The sequence below is a fragment of the Flavobacteriales bacterium genome (genome assembly GCA_016716605.1).
Classification (GTDB): domain Bacteria; phylum Bacteroidota; class Bacteroidia; order Flavobacteriales_F; family PHOS-HE28; genus PHOS-HE28.
This window is the reverse complement of sequence record JADJWA010000001.1, coordinates 566563-586867: the sequence shown is the minus strand read 5'-3', so window position 1 is coordinate 586867 and position 20305 is coordinate 566563. Positions and strand designations below refer to the sequence as shown.

The 20305-nt window shown below is 61.3% G+C and carries 10 protein-coding genes; 5 read left to right on the top strand and 5 right to left on the bottom strand.

Going from position 1 to position 20305, the window contains the following annotated elements; all coding sequences use genetic code 11:
• Nucleotides 1-33: 33 nt before the first annotated feature.
• The 4 genes from IPM12_02345 to IPM12_02330 all read right to left on the bottom strand — a co-directional run bounded on the left by IPM12_02345 (nt 34) and on the right by IPM12_02330 (nt 9552).
• Nucleotides 34-3717 (bottom strand): PKD domain-containing protein, encoded by a 3684-nt coding sequence (locus IPM12_02345; protein ID MBK9146642.1) that lies wholly within the window; start codon nt 3715-3717, stop codon nt 34-36.
• Between the two features lie 143 nt (nt 3718-3860).
• The gene (locus tag IPM12_02340) at nt 3861-7529 is read right to left on the bottom strand and encodes a gliding motility-associated C-terminal domain-containing protein (GenBank protein MBK9146641.1); all 3669 of its coding nucleotides are present in this window, start codon (nt 7527-7529) and stop codon (nt 3861-3863) included.
• Nucleotides 7530-7668: 139 nt separating this feature from the next.
• Nucleotides 7669-8955 (bottom strand): PKD domain-containing protein, encoded by a 1287-nt coding sequence (locus IPM12_02335; protein MBK9146640.1) that lies wholly within the window; start codon nt 8953-8955, stop codon nt 7669-7671.
• Between the two features lie 9 nt (nt 8956-8964).
• On the bottom strand, nt 8965-9552 hold the full coding sequence (locus IPM12_02330; protein ID MBK9146639.1) for an RNA polymerase sigma factor: 588 nt from the start codon (nt 9550-9552) through the stop codon (nt 8965-8967).
• A 265-nt stretch (nt 9553-9817) separates the two neighbouring features.
• Here IPM12_02330 and mdh point away from each other — a divergent pair, with 265 nt between their 5' ends.
• The gene (gene mdh / locus IPM12_02325; protein MBK9146638.1) at nt 9818-10759 is read left to right on the top strand and encodes a malate dehydrogenase; all 942 of its coding nucleotides are present in this window, start codon (nt 9818-9820) and stop codon (nt 10757-10759) included.
• Between the two features lie 51 nt (nt 10760-10810).
• On the opposite strand, the gene IPM12_02320 is transcribed toward mdh, so the two are convergent.
• Complete coding sequence (locus tag IPM12_02320) at nt 10811-13090, bottom strand: T9SS type A sorting domain-containing protein (protein MBK9146637.1); 2280 nt, start codon at nt 13088-13090, stop codon at nt 10811-10813.
• 188 nt (nt 13091-13278) lie between these two features.
• On the opposite strand from IPM12_02320, the gene secD reads away from it, so the two are divergent.
• The 4 genes from secD to IPM12_02300 all read left to right on the top strand — a co-directional run bounded on the left by secD (nt 13279) and on the right by IPM12_02300 (nt 20243).
• A complete protein-coding gene (gene secD, locus IPM12_02315) occupies nt 13279-16551 on the top strand; it encodes a protein translocase subunit SecD (protein ID MBK9146636.1) in 3273 nt (1090 codons plus the stop codon).
• 61 nt (nt 16552-16612) lie between these two features.
• A complete protein-coding gene (locus IPM12_02310) occupies nt 16613-16912 on the top strand; it encodes a twin-arginine translocase TatA/TatE family subunit (GenBank protein ID MBK9146635.1) in 300 nt (99 codons plus the stop codon).
• Nucleotides 16909-17838, top strand: coding sequence for a sodium:calcium antiporter (locus IPM12_02305; GenBank protein MBK9146634.1), 930 nt, complete (start codon nt 16909-16911; stop codon nt 17836-17838). The genes IPM12_02310 and IPM12_02305 overlap by 4 nt, the downstream gene beginning before the upstream one ends.
• 212 nt (nt 17839-18050) lie before the next feature.
• Entirely contained in the window at nt 18051-20243 is a 2193-nt protein-coding gene (locus tag IPM12_02300; GenBank protein ID MBK9146633.1) for a glutamine synthetase III, read from the top strand.
• Nucleotides 20244-20305: the final 62 nt, after the last annotated feature.

Genomic DNA, 20305 nt, shown 5'->3' with positions numbered 1-20305 from the left:
GGCCAACGGGCTCGTTCAGCCTTTGGACAAGGCTCAGCGCAGGAGGTTCACGTGGCCGTGGATGATGCGCTTCTTTGGGGTGCTCAGTGCATGCACCCTCAGCCGGTACGGATAAACCCCCTGTGGCAGCGGGCTTCCATCCTTGGTGCCGTCCCAGCGGAAATCCAGCTCAGTAGTCGAGAAGACCACCTGTCCCCATCGGTCGAAGACGAGCAACTCGAAATCATCCGGGGAAAGGTCGTTGCCGCTGATCGAGAAGGTCTCATTGGGCTCGACGCCATTCGGCGTGAAGGTGTTGGGCACCCACACCATGAATTCGTCGTGGACATCCACCCAAGTGCGAATCGTATCCGTGCAGCCCAATTCGTTCGCTACCACGAGCATCACCGGGTAGGTGCCGCCCGCGTCGTCAGGGAATTCAACCAACGGGTCCTGTTCCTCGCTCGTCCCGAACTCGCCGAAGTCCCACCACCAGCTCACCGCATTGGGCACGCTCTGGTCGGTGAACTGCACGCGCGGGTCGTTGATCGTTGGCGGGTGAGGCGACCAGCTCAATAGCGCCGTGGGCACCGTGAGCGTGCGGATCATGTTGTAAGCGGTGGTGTCCGTGGCACAGCCGTTCGGCCAGGTGATGAAGAGGGAGACATTGAAGTTGCCGGCGTCCTCGTAGCTGTGGGTAACCACGGAATCATCGACCAGTTGCGCGCCATCGCCGAATTGCCAGAGCACGCTTGCGCCCTCGGTGGTGTCTCGAAGGGCGAATTGCACCGTGAAGGGCACGCAACCGAAAGTGGTATCGGCGCTGAGTTCGGTCACCGGCACGTGCAGCACTTCGAGCCAGGCGCAGCGCGTAACGGGCGGTGTTTCGCAACCATCGCTGATGGTGACGCAGATGTTGGTGCTCTGCGGCGGCAAGGCCCACAGGCTATCGAGCAGCTGAGGCCCACTGCCCCAATCGAACTGGTAGGCGCCATCGCCCCCGCTGTAGCCCGTTGCGCGGTAGAGGACGGGCACGTTGAAACAGGTGGTATCGTCGATCAGCGGATCAAGCGTGAAGGCCGGGCGCACATCGATGGTGGCGCTCACCGGGCCGAGGATGCAGCCGTTGGCATCGGTCGCGATCACGGCGTATTCCGTGGTGTCCGCGGGGCTCACGCCATGCGGGCCAGCGCCCACGGCGCCGTGGCTCCATTGGTAATTGATCGTGCCTGTGCCGCCGAATGCCGATGCGCCCAGCAGTCCTGTCCCCGTGAGGCAGATCAGGGTGTCTTGCGGCACGGCTGCCCATTCGAGCGGCGGCGGTTCGGTGATCGTTGCCGTCAGTGTGTCCAGGCAGCCGTTGCCTTGCGGTCCTTCGCTGATGAAAGCCGTGTAAGTGCCGGCTGCAGCGGTCAGGAGGTCGCCATTGGACCCGTTCGTGGCCTGCACCGTGGCGCCGGAGGCATCCACCCACAGGTAGTTCCAAGGGCCACCCAAGCCGGTCGTGATCAATTCAATGCTGCCCGTGCCAGCGTTGCATGCCACATGCACCACGATGCTGTCGTTCTCCAGGAACGACGGTGGAATCACATCAACGGTGTCGCTCCCGAAGCACCAGGGCTGACCGAATGGGTGCGCGATCACCACTAAGGTGGTCGGCTGCGTGATCTGCGTGGTCACGTTCGGCGAATTGGGGGAATCCACGCCCGCTGCCGGCGTCCATTGCCAGGTCACTGGTCCCGCTCCAGGCCCGCAATTGCCCGCTCCTGCCCACAACTGGCCTGTGGCCGGGCCTTGGGGCGAATCGTAGAGGATCGTGCCATCGTATCCGAGCAATTCGAACGAGTTCTCATTATTCCAAATGGTGCCCGCCTGATAGAAGATCGAGATGCTCGCGCCCACAGGGATGATGAGTGAGACCGTGATCTGATTCGGGCCAGGGGCAACCGTGTAGGATGTGGTCGCACCATTGATGGTCACCTGCACATTCGCTCCGCCATTCCATCCGTCGCCAAAGGATTCATTCAGCACCAATGTGTAATTGCACGTGGGCGGAGGCGGGGCATAGGCCACGATTGATGCGTCGATGGTGGCAGGTTCGCTGCAGCTGGATCCCAGCGTAACGATGGCTTCCACCTCCGGAGCGTTGGTGACGGTTACCGTGATCGTGGTGTCATAGGAGCAGCCGAAATCATCCGTCACGGTGAAGGTGTAATCATAGGTGCCCGGCACGGTCGGGGTGATGCTCGCTTGGAATGGGTCGTTCGGATTGGGCACCACGCCAGGCCCCGTCCATGCACCATCCGTGATCGCCGGAGTGAAGTCGATGAGGTCGGGGTACAAGGCCGGGTTGAAGTTGATGTTCCACGAGCAGAGGAAGCCGTTATCGATGGCCCACAGGTCGGACACGCTGAAGGTCCACGTCCCATTCAATGGGCAGCCCACCAGGTTGCTCAATGGCTGCACGCTGCTGTATGTGCCGGGAATGAGGGCATTATTCGCCGGGGTGCCGCCGGGCATCACGTTCGGTGAAGCCCCAAAGGCGGCGCTCTGCGCGAAGGTTCCAAGGGTGGCGGTCGGGCTCCAGCAATAGTTCCAACAGGTGCCGGGCATCGGATTGGCAGCGTTGTCCGTGTCGTTGGCTCCACCGATGTAGGTGCCGCCGCCGCCTTGTTGGTGCAGCACCGTGGTTTGGCCGCTCGGACAGGTGATGCTGATCACCAGGTCGCCCATGAAACTGTGCTCCATGTCCACGCAAACGCTCCATAGGTCGTTCACCGAGGTGAGCGTAGTGCCCGGCGGGAACGATGTATAGGTGAGTTGGCTCGTGAACGTCTGGCCGACGTTGTCCGGCAGGTAAACACCAGCACCGAAATCGACGCTTGGCAAGGCGGTCCATGTAACAGGCGAAGCCGTACCGAAAAGATCCACGGTGCCCCCCTGGCAAACGGACAGGCTCTCCGTGGTGCCGGCGAAGATCGGCGTGGTGCCAACGAAGACCTGAAGGTCCACTGTTTGCGTATTCGTGCACCCGTTGTCGTCGGTCACGGTTAGCTGCGCGGTGTAAGCACCTGGTGTCCCGTAGGAATGCGTGACCACGGGTGTCGATGCCGTAGTGCCATCGCCGAGGTCCCATTCATATTGCACGAGATTGAATCCGGGCTGTGCGAAGGACCCGGAACCGTCGAAGGTGAGCACTTCATCCGGGCAGACGAGCGCTGGCAAGGGCTCGCCGACGGTAGCCACGGCCATAGGTGGGAAGCATGGGGTCACGCAGGTGATGGTGGCGGCGAATACCCCGGTTCCAACTTCATTGGATTGGAATACCAGCGTGAGGCATCCAGATGCATTGCCGGGTGATGCGGATACCACAACGCCTTGAAGTCCTGTTTCCGTCCAGATGCCCAACAGGGGTGATGCCACGCCGGGGCCATCGTAAATGGCGAGATTGTCCAAAGGACCGACGCCAGCGGCGCTGAGGTCGAAGGTGATGAAGCTCAGATGAATGCTCTGACCAGGCGTGTCCGGGCAAATCGTCGCTGTGAAGTTCTCGTTGTCGCCATAGCCGGTAGCTCCTTGGCCACCGCTATCAAGCAAACCGCCGGTACAAGTACTGATGGCTCCGTCGGCTATGGTATAAAGCTGGCCGTACGAATAACCTGGCGCAATGAGGCCAAGACCCAAGGCTATTCCGGGTAGATGACGCTGAAGCAGCGACTTGAAGGGGGTGATGGGCATTGAGAAGGATCCGCAAGATCGGAATTACCCGCATGTGACGCGCATACGGTCGTGAGCGGCGCCTTGGAGGGCTGGCCTAGGGACGAAATGCGCGCGGCGCCCTGTGTTTCAGAGCGCCGCGCTGGAAAAAACGGTCAATTCCGCTATTTGATCAGGGTCACATGCCCCATCAATTCCTTCCGGGTCTCGGAATCCTTGATCTCGTACGTGATCCGGTAGGCGTACACATCGGTCTTCAGGACCTTGCCATTGTTGTTGGCAGCGCCGTTCCAGAAGTTCTTGTAGTCATCGGTTTGGAACACCACTTGGCCCCAGCGGTCGAAGACCTTCAGCTCGAATGTGGTGATCGCATCGATGTTCGTGCTCATGCCCCAGGTCTCGTTGATGTCGTCACCGTCGGGGGAGAATGAGTTGGGCACGTAAACGAACAGCACATCGTCGATGACCACCGTGTGGCAGATGGTATCGGCGCAGAGATTCTCGTTGAAGGCCACCATGCACACCTCATATTGGCCGGGCTCTCGGTTACTGAATTCGTAGAACGGGGCGGGGTCATTGGTGGTCAACAAACCAGCGATATCCCACCAATAGGTCTGCGCCCCGGTGCTGGTGTTGCCGAACCAGATGCGCGGGTCGTCCACATCGGCGGGGATCGGGTTCCAGACGAAATCGGCCACCACCGGCGGCGGCCCTTGCACGAAGCCGAAACCGGCGGCAAGGCAGCCGGCGGCATCCTGGATGCGGATAGGGTAGTATTGCTCGCAAGCACCCGTGAGCAGGGATTCCGGCTGCCAGTTCTGGCCATCGTCGAAGCTGTACAGCACGGCCTCCGGATCGTAGACCTCCACCTCACCGTCGCAGTAGCCCGAACAGGTCACTGGCCGCACCACGATGCTGTCGATCACCAGCTGGGGCGGCTCGCCAATGAGGAATTCGTTGGTTCCCGTGCAACCGTTGTCATCGGTCACGGTGAGGGAATACGTCCCGGCGCAGAGGCTGGTCACGCCATTCACGCCGATTCCGGATTGGCCTGTGCTCCACGCGAAGGCGAAATCGCCATTCACATCGGTATTGCCGCCCGCCACCGTCGCACCGGCCGTGCCATCGCAGTAGGTGTAGCAGATGGCATCCGTTGGGGTGAAGTCGATCACGATGGTATCCGTGAACGTGAGTTGAACGCTGTCGATCAGGTAGCAGAAGGCGCCATCATCCTCGATCCAGTAGAACCAATGCGTGCCGCCCATGCCAGGCTGCACGCTCACGGTGGTCTGCGTGGCATTCGCATCGGCGAACACGGCGCCAGCAGGACCGCTCCACACGCCAACGCCCGTATTGCCGGGTGAAACCGAGAGGCCGTTGGTGAGGTTGCATGAGTACCCGCCGGGCCCCATCACGACAATGCCGCAGCAGGTCGGATCATCGGCTGGAATCACGGTGATGTCGAGTTGCGCGGTTGCTACGCAGCCGGCAGCGCTGGTGACCGTGTAGGTGAAGAGGTCCGAGGTCTCCCAGGTGGGGTCGAACTGGTCATCGACGACAGCGCCCACCGAGTTGGTCCACTCGCCACCTGGGTCAGGGGTGCCCAAGAGCGAATCATTCATGAAAATGGCCAATTCATTCGCGCAGATCGTGATGGCGTTGTCCAATCCAGCATCGATGCTCGGGTCGGGGGCCACCATGACGCTGTCGGTAACGGCGCATTCAGGCGATCCCACGGGATACGCGCTCAGGTAATACCATGTGGCCTGCGTGGTGTATACGTTGGTAGTGGGATCGTTCACGTCGTCCAAGCCGTTGGGGGGGGTCCACTCCCAAACGATCGGGCTGGTGCCGCCGCCGCAAACGATCACGGTGCTGAAAGCCACGCCGGTGGCTGGGCCTTGCGGAGACTGATAGAGGATGACGCCCACATCGTTGGTGAGCCGGAAGGAGTTCTCGTTGTTCCAGATGGAGCCGGCCGTGTAGGTAAGCGTGATGGTCTGTCCGGTGCTCACATTGAGCGGGATGACCTGCTGCAAGGTTCCAGCGGTGGTGATGGCGTAGTTGGTGGTGACACCGTCTATGTTCACCGCCAAGGTCGCGCCGCCGTTCCAGGTATCACCGAAGGTCTCGTTCAATTGCAGCAGCCACACGCAATTCGTAGGTGGGCCGTTGGCCACCACTGCGCCTGCCATGGGCTCAGGGTCATTGCACAGGATGATGTCCGGTCCCGCATCGATCTCCATCTGCGGCGCCACGGTCACTGCAACCGTGGTATCGTAGGTGCACCCGAAGTTGTCGATCACGGTGAAGGTGTAATTGAATACCCCAGCTCCGGTCGGCTCCGCAGAGGCCGTCATCGGGTCGTTCGGGTTGAGCGCGATGAAAGGGCCGCTCCAGTAGGCCGAATCCAAGGTTGAAGTGCCAAGCACCGGTGTGAATTGGGTCACGGCTGGGATAATCGCCGGATTGAAATTCAACTCCCAGCTGCACAGGAAGCCATTATCAGCTCCCCAGAGATCGAGCGACGTGAATGTCCAAGTGCCGTTCAACGGGCAATTCTGCAAGTTGGACCAGGGTTGCACCGTGGAATAGGTGCCTGGGATCAGCGCGTTGTTCGGAGGGGTGCCACCGTTCATTACGTTGGGTGTGGCTCCGAACGCAGCGCACTGTGCGAACGTGCCCAAGGTGGCGGTTGGGCTCCAGCAATATTCCCAGCAGGTTCCGGGCACTGGGTTCGCATTGCTGTCGCCATCATTTGCTCCGCCGATGTAGGTGCCGCCACCCCCTTGCTGGTGCATGATGATGACCTGTCCATTGGGACAGGTCACTGAGAGCACCAAGTCACCCGTGAAGCTGTGCTCCATGCTCACGCAGATGCTCTGCAGGTCATTCGCGTTGGTGAGCAGCTGCCCGGGATCGAACTGGGTGAAGTTGATCTCACTTGTGAACGGCGTGCCCACATCATCGGGCAGGTAAACCCCATCGCCGAAGTTGGCTTCGGGTATGCCGGTCCAGGTCACGGGCGTGGCCACGGCGCTCAAGTCAACCGTGGCGCCCAAACAGGTCTCAAGGCTTTCCATGGTCCCTTGGAAGCTCGGAGTGGTGCTCACGAGGATCTGAAGGTCAACCACGTTGCTGTTCACGCAATCGTTATCATCAATCAGATTGAGTTGCACGATGTACTCGCCCGGTACGGTGTAGGAATGGCTCGCCGTAGGGCCGGTAGCGGTGGTCCCGTCATCGAAGACCCAGGTGTAGCTGACGATGTTGAATCCGGGAGCAGCAGTGGAGGCAGTACCGTCGAAGTCGATGACCTCGCCCTGACACACCAGTGCAGGCCCCGGTTCGCTCATGGTGGCCACCGCTTCCGGGCGGTCGCACGGCGTGAAACAAGTGATGCTCGCTGCGAAATCGCCCACGCCGGTTCCATTCGAGGTGAACCGCACCGTCAGGCAGCCGGTTGGATTGAAGGTGGTGGCGGAAACGACCAGGCCTAGCAGGGCGCCACCCGAGTAATTCCCCAAGAAGGTGGCTCCGGTATTGTCGCCATCCCAGATGCTGATCGCATCCCAGGTATTGTTGGCCCCGCTCTGATCCAAGTTGAACACGGCCCAAGTCAAAGAAATGCCGTCACCGGGTTGATCCGGGCAGATTACCACGGTGAAGTTCTCGTTGGTGCCGTATGAGGCCGCCGGGCCGCCGCTGTCCTCGAGCACACCTGTGCAAGTGGTGACGCTGCCTGCTGTGATGCTGAATTGCTGGCCAGCGGCTGGATTGGCGATGAATATGATCGCCAGCGGAAGGATGAGGTGTAGGAATCGTAGCTGCATGCGGTATGTGACGTGCGTTACCGATGGGGCCCCAACGGCCCCGATGATTGATTCAGAGCGCGGTGCCGAGGTTGCCCGGCCCCAAAAATAGGCCCCGGCCTTGCGGGCCGGGGCCTAGGAGCTCACAGAGATATGAACCCTAGCGCAGCAGGCTGACAGTGCCGTTGTAGGTTCCGCCCAGGGCTGCACCATCCTTCATCTCCACCATCCACACGTAATCGCCGGTGGGGCAGGGTGCGCCCACGCCATTGACACGGCCATTCCACGGGCGCTTCACATCTGAGGTCTCGAAAATCAGCGCACCGGTCCTTGGGTCATGCACGGTCATCCGGAACCGGCGGCCAAGGGTCTTCAGCGCATCCGGGATGAAATGCTCCTCGACGCCGTCGCCGTTCGGTGAGAACGCCGGTGCCGCCAGCAGGTTGTAATCCTCTTTGATGTGTACGATGCGCTCCGTGCGGTCCGAGCATCCGATTGCATTGGTCACCACCAGGCTCACCGTGTAATCGCCCTTGTTCTTGTATACGTGGGTAGGCACCTGGAGCGTACTGGTATTGCCATCGCCGAAGTCCCAGAAGTAGCTGCTGCCCTTGAGGCTCTTGTTTTCGAAATGCACAGAAGGCACCCGGTCCAAGTATTCCTGGTGCATGGTGTTGAAAGCCGCTTCTGGGCGCTCGTGGATCACGATCACATCAGAAACCGGTTTGTTGAAGATGGTACCGCCCGTGGCTGAGCTCATGGAGAGCGTTACCTCGTAGCGCCCGGCTTTATTGTAGGCATGCCGTGGCGAAGGGTCGGTGCTGAAGCTGCCATCGCCGAAGTTCCACAGCATGCGGGTATCGGCCGAGGCCATGTTGTTGAGTTCGAACTCCACGGAGGTTCCCGGGCAGCCCTGGGTGATGCTCGGTTTGATCATGATGTCGCCGGTTGCGGACGGAACCGGACTGGCTGCCGCGTTACGCGCATCATCGGTTGGGTTGCTTTCGGCTTTCGGCGCCGCCGGTGATCCGAGTGTAGCGGTGCCCGTGGTGATGGGGTCTTTCGAGGCGCTCTTGATTACGGCAGGACTGGCATGCGCGGCTTGCACAACGGGCTCTGCAGATTGGAGGTCCACGAAGCTATGGTCGGCCTGAAGGCCTGCGGTCGGCACCGGGGCTTCAGTCGCGGGGCTTTCTGCGTTCACTGCAACGGCTTGGTCGGCAATGCCGGCATCACCAGAGGCCGATAACAGGTAAACGGTGGTGGAAAGCGCCACGGCCCCGCCGAGCAGCAGAGCCAAGAGCCCCAAGGACCACCGGCCCTGCTTGAGGTCGTTCCGGCTGAGGCCCTTCTCGAGCTGTGCCCAATCGGCCGAGTTGTAAGGCACTTCGAAGTGCTCCAGCGAATCGCGCAGGGCCTGCTCGAAGGCGTCAGGTTTATTCTTCATCTCCATCGCTCAGTTGATCTTGTTCTCCTGCCGCAGCAGTTTCTTCAGGTTGTTCTTCGCTTTGGCCAGGTTGCTCTTGCTGGTGCCCACGTTGATCCCCAGGGCATCGGCGATCTCCTTGTGGGTCATTTCCTCGAACACATAGAGGTTGAATACCGTCCGGTAGGCCGGGGTCAGTTTCTGCATGGCGTTGATCACATCAGCCGGTTTGAGGTCCGGGAGGTCGTCCCCAGCATCATCCGCCAGCGTATCTTCCTCGTCCTGGTCCTTGAAATCCTCGATGCTTCGCTCCTCGCCGAGCAACAGGTAACTGTGCTTGCTGCGTCGGAAGTGGTCGATGGCCGTGTTCACGATGATGCGCCGGATCCAGCCCTCGAACGACCCGGCCCGGTTGAAGGATTCCATGTTGCGGAACACCTTGATGAACCCGTCTTGGAGGATGTCCTTGGCCTGATCGGTGTTCTTGGTGTAGCGCATGCAAACCGCCATCATCTTCCCATAGAAGAGCTCATAGACCCGCTGTTGGGCGCGCCGGTCACTGGCCATGCAGCCCTCAACCAGTTCGGCATGGGCCGCCTGCTGGCTTTCGGTGTTCACCCACGAAAGGGTGAGCCGTTGTGGAATCCGCTCCGCTGACATGAACGGTGCCTTATGGACCTGGCTTGGTGCGGACAAGGTAGGCATCGGGCTGAAGACGGGGCTAGTGTCCCATGGATGCCTGACGGATCGTCCTTGCCGTGAACAAAGCCATGAACAGGAGTTGATGAAAGTCGCCCGACGCTGCCGGGCCCATCGCCTACATTCGCGCCGATGCAGCGGCAAGGAGCCGCTCGAATTAACACCTAACCCCCGCACGTTCAGGATGAAAGTCACTGTTGTTGGAGCTGGCAATGTGGGCGCCACTTGCGCCGATGCCGTAGCACGCTGGGAGCTCGCCAATGAGGTGGTGCTGCTCGATATCAAGGAAGGTTTCGCCGAAGGGAAGTCCTTGGATATCTGGCAGACCGCACCGATCAATCTGTTTGACTCGCGGGTGGTGGGCAGCACGAACGATTACACCAAGACCGCAGGGAGCGATGTGGTGGTGATTACCAGTGGCTTGCCCCGCAAGCCGGGTATGAGCCGGGACGACCTCATCGCGACCAATGCTGCCATCGTGAAGAGCGTGACCGAGAACGTGGTGAAGCATTCGCCAGGCGCCGTAATTATCGTGGTGAGCAACCCGCTCGACGTGATGACCTATTGCGCCTATGTGAACAGCAAGCTGCCAAGCACCAAGGTCTTCGGGATGGCAGGCATCCTCGATACGGCTCGCTACCGGGCCTTTCTCGCTACGGAGCTCAATGTGAGTCCCAAGGATATCCAGGCGGTGCTCATGGGCGGGCACGGTGATACCATGGTGCCCCTTCCTCGCTACACCACCGTCGGTGGAATCCCGGTCACCGAGCTCATCGCCAAGGACAAGCTCGATGCGATCGTTGAGCGCACCAAGAAGGGCGGCGGTGAGATCGTGAACCTGTTGGGCACTTCCGCCTGGTACGCTCCCGGCACCGCCGCGGCGCAGATGGTTGAGGCCATCGTACGCGACCAGAAGCGCGTATTCCCATGCTGCGTGTGGCTGCAGGGCGAATACGGCCTCAAGGATATCTACATGGGCGCTCCCGTGATCCTGGGCCGCAATGGCGTGGAGCGCATCATCGAACTGAAGCTGAACCAGGAGGAGATGGAGCTCTGCCAGGCCTCGGCGAAAGCCGTGAAGGAGGTGATGGACGTGCTGGACAGGATGAGTAGCGTAACGGCCTGACCTAAAGCCACCGCATGAACGAAAGGCGCCCACAAGGCGCCTTTCTCGCGATCACCGTTGGATGATCAGCCGTTGCGCCGCGGAATAGGGCCCGTTCCCGAGCCTGACCATGTACAGACCCTCGGCTAGGCCGTTCAATGCGATGGTGAATCGCTCGGTGTTGATTGTCCCGCGTTGGAGTTCTTGTCCCACTGCATCGTACAGCACCCATGATGTCCCCTGGGGCACGGCTTCGGCCACGATCACCGCGTGATCGGTTGCCGGATTGGGGAAGAGGCTGAAGGCACCCGCCATGCTCACCGTGCCGGCCACGGTGCTCAGCTGATCGCTGCGCCAGAAGCTGAGGCCGCCGCGGTAATTACCCACGACCAGGTCCAACTGGCCATCGCCTGTGAAATCGTGCAGGCAGAGCACCGTTCGGGCGCCATCGTCGATCCCGCGCCAGGCCGTATCCAACAGCGTCCAGGCGCCATCGACGTTCCCATCGATGTTCCCATAGTGGTAAATGGCGCCGCTTTCCGATCCAAGCAGCAATTCGCGCTCACCTTGGTCATTGGTCAGGAAGTGTGGCGCCGAGTGCCCGGTGACGTTGATCCACTCAACGGTGCTCACGCCTCCAAGGGCCTCGGAGACCAGGGTCCACGCAGGATTGGCGGCGGAGCCCGTATTGCGGTAATGGTTCAGGTTCCCGTTGCGCTCCCCGATGATCAGGTCGAGCAGGCCGTCTTCATCAAGGTCGTGGAAGATCGGCGCCGCGAATTGGCCGACGTCGATCATGGTGCCCCCCGCGTCGGTCACATTCACCTGTTGCAGCACGAATTGCGATTGCGGGCCTGTGGCGGTGTTGCGATAGAAGTGCAGCCGCCCTTGCAGGTCACCGATGTACAGGTCGAGGTCGCCGTCGCCATCCACATCGCCGAAAGCGGGGTGCATGCTGAGCCCGATGCCGCTCGCGGAGAGCCCGAGCCAATCGTCCGTGACCAGCTCAAAGGACGGGCTGGTGGCGCTGCCGGTGTTGCGCAGCAGGGCCACCTTGCCCACGTAGCTGCCGCCCGTCTCGTAATAGCCGTGATTGCTCACGATCAGATCCATCCGGCCGTCGCCATCCTCATCGAAGGCAACCGGGATGGCGCCCAGTCCCAGCTCAATCATGCGATCCTGGAACAGGTCCTGTTGCTGGAAGTCGAGGACCGGTGCGGCATCGGTGCCGACGTTGCGGTAGTACCAAACGCTACGGAAGTCGTGTGAGAGCGAGCCGGCATTAGGGGTCACCAGCAAGTCGCGACGGCCATCGCGGTCCACATCCACATAGAAAGCCGACGGGAAAATGGGCATGTCCACGCTCACGTCATAACTGGGGAAGAGCGTGTCCTGGCCGGTCATGTTGGCGTTCAGCACGGTGCCGCCATTGGATAAGGCCACCAGGTTGGTGAAGGAGATGTCACCAAGCAAGAGGTCCTTGTCGCCATCGCCATCGAGGTCGATGGGCGTGATGGTGCTCCCCGCATGGGCGCGGTCGTCGCTTTCGTCATCGGCTGGCGTGGTGCCTTCAGGCCGCAGCTCGGGATTGGGCACATTGAACTGACAGGGCACGTTCAGCGTGACGGAGTTGTTGTTGAAGTTCTCGGCAAAGTATCCCCAGCACTTGTTGCGCTGCTCGAACTTCAGGCTGTCGCAGGTGCCGTATGCCTCCATGCTCAGGTTCTTGTGGTACTCCACATAGGTGCCCAGCAGGCTGAAGGTGATCACGTCGAGGTCGCCGTCGCCGTCGATGTCCTCGATGCCGGGCAGATCGACCTGGGAGATGAAGAGGTTGGCATCGGTCTGCGCGCCGTTGGGCGATACATAGGCGGAGTAAACCAGGCTCTTCACGGGCTCAAAGGCCAGCCCGTTGTTATCGCCGGTGTTCTTCCACACACCGAAGCCGGCCTGCGTGTACGAACAGATATCGGCCTTGCCATCGCAGTTGTAGTCGCGGGCGAGGGCCCAGTCGTGTAAACGGTCAAGGGGCGGCACATGGTCGTAGTCGCGCAAGGGGCGATAGTGCGCGGTGCCCTCCATCGCGCTCGTGCGCAACAGCATCACAGCCTTGTGTCCGCTGGGGAAGGAATACGAGTGATCGAAGATCAAGAGGTCCCTCAAGCCATCGCCGTTCAGGTCGATTTCACTGATCTGCGCGTAGTTGATCCCGCCCGTCCAGGCCAGATCGAGCAGGGCGCCCTGCTTCGTGACAGGAATAGCCGGATCGAAATGCAGGTCCCATTGGGCGCTGGCGCCAACGGCAGTGCAGGCGAGGAGGATGAAAGAAGGCAGTATGCGCGGAACGCTCATGGTGATGGATTGACGCTGGAGCGCAAAGGTCGGTTGCGCCGACGGGGAGCTCTGCTGACAAAGGCCGTCTTTCTTCACGCTGAGGCGTTGAGCCTTAGCGCTTGACGCCTAGGCGAAAACACAGCCTTCCCCGCATCGCCCCTCCGTCTATATTTGCCGCCTCTTTTTACGAACCCCCCCTTTCAGTCATGCAGAATAGAGGCGCGCTCTGGGTCTTCACGGTCCTGTTGGCGCTCGCTTGCGCTTACCAGCTCTCCTTCTCCTATTTCACCTCCGGGCTCGAGCGCGAGGCCAGGGCCGATGCAGGGGCCAGAGCCGATTCGGTGCTCTCGGTGCCCGGCAATGCGGGCAAGGACAGCAGCGCGGTGGCGCTGGAATATGAGAACGCCTACTTGCGCGAGCACGCGGAGGACAAGGTGTATCCGTTGCTGGGCTACTCCTACCGCGAATGCAAGGAGAAGGAGATCAACCTGGGCCTCGACCTGCGCGGCGGCATGGCCGTAACGCTGGAAGTGAGCGTGCCGGAGCTCATCGAGAACCTTAGCGAAGAGAGCACCGACCCGGCCTTCAAGCAGGCCATGGCCAGCGCGCGCCAACGGCAGCTTAATGACAACCGCGACTTCGTGACCCTCTTCGAGGAGGAATGGAGCAAGGTCCAGGATCGCCCATCGCTCGCGGCCATCTTCTACAGCCCGGACCGCCAGGGCATGTTCGATCGCGAAGGCGACGATGCCTCGTACATCAGCGCCCTGCGCCGCGAGGCGGAGACCGCCCTGAGCAACACCGAGAGGATCCTGCGCACCCGCATCGACAAATTCGGTGTGAGCCAGCCCAGCATCCAGAAGCAGGCCTTCAGTGGCCGCATCGCCATCGAGCTGCCCGGGGTTAAGGACAAGGAGCGCGTGCGCCGCGTGCTGCAGAGCACCGCCAATCTCGAGTTCTGGGAGATGCACGCCAATACCGACATCGGCCCGCTGCTCTTCAGCGGCAGCGCCGATGAGGCGCTCAGCAAGGCCCTGTACCCGGAGCTCGCTGCTGCGGATAGCGCCGAAGCGGATTCCACGACCATCAGCGCCGACAGCACGGCCTCCCCTGCGGATAGCTCAATAGCCAGCGATACCACTGTGGATTCGCTTGCCGCCGATTCAGCAAGCCAAGACAGCCTGTTGGCCGACGATGAGATCGCGGAAGAGGACACGCTCACCGCCGCTGAGACCCGCAAGCGCGCACCCCTCAGCAGCCTCTTAGGCCCCAGCCTTGACAGCCGCCGGCAGTTCGCCCTGGGCCCGGTAGTGGGCCGCGCCTTGCTCAAGGACACCGCGGAGCTGAACCGCTTGCTGGCCATGCCCGCCGTGGTGAATGCGCTGCCCCGCGATGCGCGTCTGGCCTGGGGCGCCAAGCAGCAGGAAGGCACTGCTGGTCCCTTGCTCGAGCTCTATGCGATCAAGGTGCCATTTGACGGCAAGCCGAAGCTCGATGGCAGCGTGATCACCAACGCATTCCAGGATTTCGATTTCAAGGGCGAGGTGCAGGTAATCATGAATATGGATACCGAAGGCGCGCAGATCTGGAAGGTGATGACCGGCGAGAACGTCGGCAAGTACATCGGCATCGTGCTCGACGGCCTCGTTTACAGCGCCCCCGAGGTGCGCGGCGAGATCCCCGGCGGAACCAGCACCATCTCCATGGGGCAGGGCGATCTGAATGCCCAGATCCAGGAGGCCAGTGACCTGGCCAACATCCTCAAGGCTGGAGCCCTGCCGGCGCCTGCTCGGATCATCGATGAGACCGTGGTGGGCCCCTCGCTCGGCCAGGAGAACGTGAATACCGGCCTGATGAGCTTTGGCATTGCCTTGCTGCTCGTGCTCCTTTACATGGTGCTCTATTATGCACGCGCCGGCTGGGTGGCCGACCTGGCCCTGCTCGTGAACCTCTTCGTGCTCATCGGGGCATTGGCCTCATTGCAGGCCGCATTGACCCTGCCCGGCATCGCGGGCATCGTGCTCACCATGGGCATGGCTGTTGATGCCAACGTGCTCATCTACGAGCGCATCCGTGAGGAACTGCGCCATGGCAAGATGCTCAAGAGCGCCGTGGACCTCGGCTTCAAGGGAGCGCTCTCGGCGATCATCGACTCGAACGTCACCACGCTGATCATCGCCGTTATCCTGCTGATCTTCGGAAGCGGTCCCGTGCAGGGCTTCGCGGTCACGCTGGGCTTGGGCATCCTCACATCGCTCTTCACTTCGCTGTTGCTCTCGCGAATGATCATCACCTACCGGCTGGAGAAGGGCAAGCCCTTCTCGGTCTGGAATAATTGGAGCAAGAGCATCTTCGTGAACGCCAATTATGACTTCATGGGCAAGCGCAAGGTGTTCTATGCGGTGAGCGGCCTGCTCATCGCGGCGAGCATCGGGTCCATGGTGGTGAACGGCTTCAATTGGGGCGTTGACTTCAGCGGCGGCCGCACCTACGTGGTGAAGTTCAAGAATGATGTGAATGTGGAATCGCTGCGTGCCTCGCTCGACGGGACCTTGGTCATGGAAGGCGAAGCGAAGAGCAGCACCAACGTGAAGACCTACGGCAGCGACCGCCAGCTCAAGATCACCACCAAGTTCCTGATTGAGCAGGCCGATACCGTAGCGGACCGATTGGTGGAGGAGCGCTTGCGGGCGGGCATCGATGCCGTGGTGGGCTTCGAGGCCGCCTCCACTGCTGAGCCTGCTCCTACTGACAACCCCGTGACCGGGGCTATTGCTGAGGACGGTTCGACCGCTGGCATCGACACGCTGAATGGAATGGATGCCACCGTCTCTGCCGCTGATCCTGCACCGGCTGACAACCTTGGAGGCACCGCTCCTGTGGCAGCAAACAAGAACGGCCGGTACGAGATCACCGAGAGCCGCAAGGTTGACCCCACCATCAGCGACGACATCCAGAAGGGGGCTGTCACCTCATTGCTCATCGCCTTGGCGCTGATCTTCGTGTACATCGCCATCCGCTTCAGGAACTGGCAGTTCGGCTTGGGCGGACTGGTCTCGCTGGCGCACGATGCCATCATCGTGTTGGGCATCTATTCCTTGTTCTACAAGATCATGCCCTTCAGCATGGAGATTGACGAGGCCTTCATCGCCGCGATCCTCACGGTGATCGGCTACTCGATCAACGACACCGTGGTGGTGTACGACCGCGTGCGCGAATACCTGCGCGATCACAAGCGGGAGCCCTATGTGGTGGTGATCAACAAAGCGATCAACTCCACCCTGGGCCGTACCATGAACACCTCGCTCACCACCTTGCTCGTGCTGGCCGTGATCTTCGTCTTCGGCGGCACCGCGATCAAGGGATTCGTGTTCGCGCTGCTCGTGGGCATTGGCGTGGGCACCTACAGTTCGGTGTTCGTGGCCACCGCGACGGTTACCGATCTGCTCAAGGGCAAGGACCCGGCGCGCGAGGCTTGATCCCGGACCATCCAACAGGAAGCCCTGCCAGCGCTGGCAGGGCTTCCTACTTTTCGCCCCCATGCCGGTGCCTCTACTCTTTGATATCAGCGGCGGTGAATTCCTGGTCGTGATCCTTTTCGTGCTGCTGTTCTTCGGCGCCAAGGGCATCCCAGACATCGCACGCGGCATGGGCCGGTTCATGCGGCAAGTGCGCGATGCCAGCAATGAGGTGCAGCGTGAGATAAATCGGGGCGCGAACGATGTGCGGCGAGCCGCGCTTGAGCACCAGCGCCAGTTCAACAGGGCAGTGGAAGAGCCGTCCGAGCAGCCCGCACCCGGTGCTCATCCAGGCGACGCGAAGCCAACGGATCCCGCATGACCGAGCTCTTGGTCACGCTGCTGGGTCTCATGGTGCTGGCGGCCGGTGCGGAAGCCATGGTGCGCGGCGCGGTGGACCTCGCTTTGCGCGCCCGCATCTCGCCGTTGGTCATCGGGCTCACGGTGGTAAGCATGGGAACCTCGGCGCCCGAGCTGCTGGTGAGCCTTACGGCCGCCTTGCATGGCGCGCCGGCCATCGCCATCGGCAATGTGGTGGGCAGCAACATCGCCAACATCAGCCTGATCCTGGGCCTGGCCATCCTGATCTTCCCCATTGAAGTGGACCGCGATGCCCGGCGGATACACTGGCCCGTGATGATGGCGATGAGCCTGTTGTTCTGGCATCTCCTCAGCGATGATCTGATCTCACGCTGGGAGGGCCTTGTGCTCATGACCGCACTGGTGGCATACGTGGGTTGGATGGTGTGGTCCTCCCGGCGCTCGTCGCTCGTTCGTGCCGAAGAACCCCCGAGGATGGCCAGGTGGAAGGCCTTGCTCCTGCTGGTGGCTGGTGTCGCGGCCTTGGCGAAGGGATCCGACTGGTTCGTGCAGGGCGGCGTGGGTCTGGCGCGGCTCGCAGGTGTCAGCGAGTTGCTCATCGGGGTCACGGTGATCGCCTTCGGGACCTCCGTGCCCGAATTGGTCACCAGTTTGGTGGCCGCATTCCGCAAGCAGCCCGATATCTCCTTGGGCAATCTCGTGGGCAGCAATGTCTTCAACCTGCTTGGTATCGTGGGCATTAGCGCAACCGTGCAGCCGATTGCCGCAAGCCATGAGAGCTTCCGTATCGATTTGATCGCGATGCTTCTCACCGCAATCATCCTGTACCCGCTGATGCGTTTCGGCCCTCGAATGGGCCGCTGGCAAGGCGCAATCCTGGTGGCGGCCTACACGGCTTATCTCGTGTTCGTGCTCAGGCGCGGCTGAGCCTTCCCCTTCGCCATTATCACTTGCCGCACCTCGTGGCCGCCCCGATCCCTTGGGTGATTCACCGATTCAATCGCGCATTGATCCCGAACATCGAATCATTTCCATCAGTCCCCCCGCTTCTCAACAAGAGTTGGTAAGAAAATCACCCGATTTCTGCCCACACCCCCCCTCTGGAATACATTCGTGGCCGAAAAAACACCCGATTCCGAATGCCTACCCCCCAAATCCGCATCAAGGCCCTCGAAGACGTGCTCAACCGCGCTCCCCGCTTCGTGGATCCCCCATCACAGAAGATCAGCGACTACTTCGGCGCACATGTGTTCGGTGAGGATGCCATGCGCATGTTCCTCACCGAAGAAGCCTGGTACGCAGTGCGCCAAGCCACGCAGCACGGTGCGCGGATCGACCGCAAGCTGGCCGATCAGGTGGCGAGCGGCATGAAGGAATGGGCCTCCAGCAAGGGAGCCACGCACTATACGCACTGGTTCCAGCCGCTAACGGGCCTGAGCGCTGAGAAGCACGATGCGTTCTTCGAGCCCATTGGGGGCGGGCGCAGCATCGAGCGCTTCGATGGCAGCATGCTGGTGCAGCAGGAGCCTGATGCCAGCAGCTTCCCCAGTGGCGGCATACGCAACACATTCGAAGCCCGTGGCTACAGCGCTTGGGACCCCAGCAGCCCGGCCTTCGTGATCGGCCGTACGCTCTGCATCCCGACCATTTTCATCAGTTACACCGGCGAGGCCCTCGACTACAAGATGCCCCTGCTGCGCGCCATCCGCGCTGTGGATGAAGCCGCTACCGCCGTGGCCCAGTACTTCGACAAGGACGTGACCAAGGTGACCTGCACCTTGGGCTGGGAGCAGGAGTACTTCCTGATCGACAAGGCGCTCTTCTTCGCACGGCCAGACATCATGATGACCGGCCGCGCCCTTTTCGGCCACATCCCCGCCAAGGGCCAGCAGTTGGAGGACCACTACTTCGGAAGCATCCCCGACCGCGCCCGTGCGTTCATGCGCGAATTCGAGACCGAGGCCCTCATGCTTGGCATCCCGGTGAAGACACGCCACAACGAAGTGGCCCCCAACCAATTCGAGTGCGCCCCGGTGTTCGAGGAGCTCAACCTGGCCGTTGACCACAATGTGCTGCTGATGGACGTGATGGAGAAGGTGGCCCAGCGCCACGACTTCCGCGTGCTGCTGCACGAAAAGCCCTACGCCGGGGTGAACGGCAGCGGCAAGCATAACAATTGGAGCTTGGCCACCAACACAGGGGTGAACCTGCTGAAGCCCGCCAAGACCCCGAAGGAGAACATCCGCTTCCTGACCTTCTTCGTCAACACCATCGCGGCCATTCATGCCAATGCCGATGTGCTGCGCGCCAGTATCGCAAGCGCCGGCAACGATCACCGTTTGGGCGCGAACGAGGCACCACCGGCCATCATCAGCACCTTCATCGGTGACTACCTCGGCGGCCTTCTCGATGGCCTGGAGAAGAACCTGAAAGGGGCCATGACCCCGGACCGCAAGACGGAGCTCAAGCTCGACATCGGACGCATCCCGCCGGTGATGCTCGATAACACCGACCGCAACCGCACCAGCCCTTTCGCCTTCACCGGCAACAAATTCGAGTTCCGCGCCGTGGGCAGCAGCGCCAATTGCGCAGGCCCGATGACGGTGCTCAACACCATCGTGGCCGCTCAGCTGCGCGCCTTCAAGAGGGAAGTGGATGCCCTGTCCGATAAGGGCACCAAGAAGGACGAGGCCATCCTGCGCGTGATCCGCGACCTGATCGTGCGCAGCAAGGCCATCCGATTCGAAGGGAATGGCTACGGCGACGAATGGGTGAAAGAGGCAGAGAAGCGCGGCTTGAGCAACATCAAGGATACCCCCCGCGCGCTGGATGTGTGGAGCCGCAAGGAGACCGTGCAGCTCTTCGATGAGCTGGGCGTGCTGAGCCCGGTGGAGACCGAGGCCCGGCATGAGATCGAGCTCCACAGCTACACGCTGAAGATCCAAATCGAAAGCCGCGTGGTGGGCGATCTGGCCCAGAACCACATCGTGCCCGTGGCTATCGCCTACCAGAACCGCTTGATTGAGAACGTGCGCGGCTTGCGCGAGGTGCTGGGAGCCGATAAGGCAAAGAAGGCCACGGCCACCCAAATCAGGCTTATTGAGGAAATGAGCGAGCACGTGAGCGCGGTGGTCTCGCTGGTGGATGAGATGATCGAGGCCCGCAAGAAGGCCAACGCCATCGAAGAGCCGCGTGCAAAGGCCGTCGCCTATTGCGACCACGTGAGGCCCTACCTCGAGCGCATCCGCTACCACGCCGACAAGCTCGAATTGCTCGTAGATGACGAGTTGTGGCCGCTGCCCAAGATGCGCGAGTTGCTCTTCACGCGCTGACTTTCAACCGGTACGGGTGGGTCCGGGAGCCTGTTTCCCGGCCTTTCCGTTGCCCTTTCCCC

Coding starts and splice junctions, on each gene's coding strand:
- IPM12_02345 (MBK9146642.1), bottom strand. CDS start 3,717: ATGCCCATCACCCCCTTCAAGTCGCTGCTTCAGCGTCATCTACCCGGA.
- IPM12_02340 (MBK9146641.1), bottom strand. CDS start 7,529: ATGCAGCTACGATTCCTACACCTCATCCTTCCGCTGGCGATCATATTC.
- IPM12_02335 (MBK9146640.1), bottom strand. CDS start 8,955: ATGAAGAATAAACCTGACGCCTTCGAGCAGGCCCTGCGCGATTCGCTG.
- mdh (MBK9146638.1), top strand. CDS start 9,818: ATGAAAGTCACTGTTGTTGGAGCTGGCAATGTGGGCGCCACTTGCGCC.
- IPM12_02320 (MBK9146637.1), bottom strand. CDS start 13,090: ATGAGCGTTCCGCGCATACTGCCTTCTTTCATCCTCCTCGCCTGCACT.
- secD (MBK9146636.1), top strand. CDS start 13,279: ATGCAGAATAGAGGCGCGCTCTGGGTCTTCACGGTCCTGTTGGCGCTC.
- IPM12_02310 (MBK9146635.1), top strand. CDS start 16,613: ATGCCGGTGCCTCTACTCTTTGATATCAGCGGCGGTGAATTCCTGGTC.
- IPM12_02305 (MBK9146634.1), top strand. CDS start 16,909: ATGACCGAGCTCTTGGTCACGCTGCTGGGTCTCATGGTGCTGGCGGCC.
- IPM12_02300 (MBK9146633.1), top strand. CDS start 18,051: ATGCCTACCCCCCAAATCCGCATCAAGGCCCTCGAAGACGTGCTCAAC.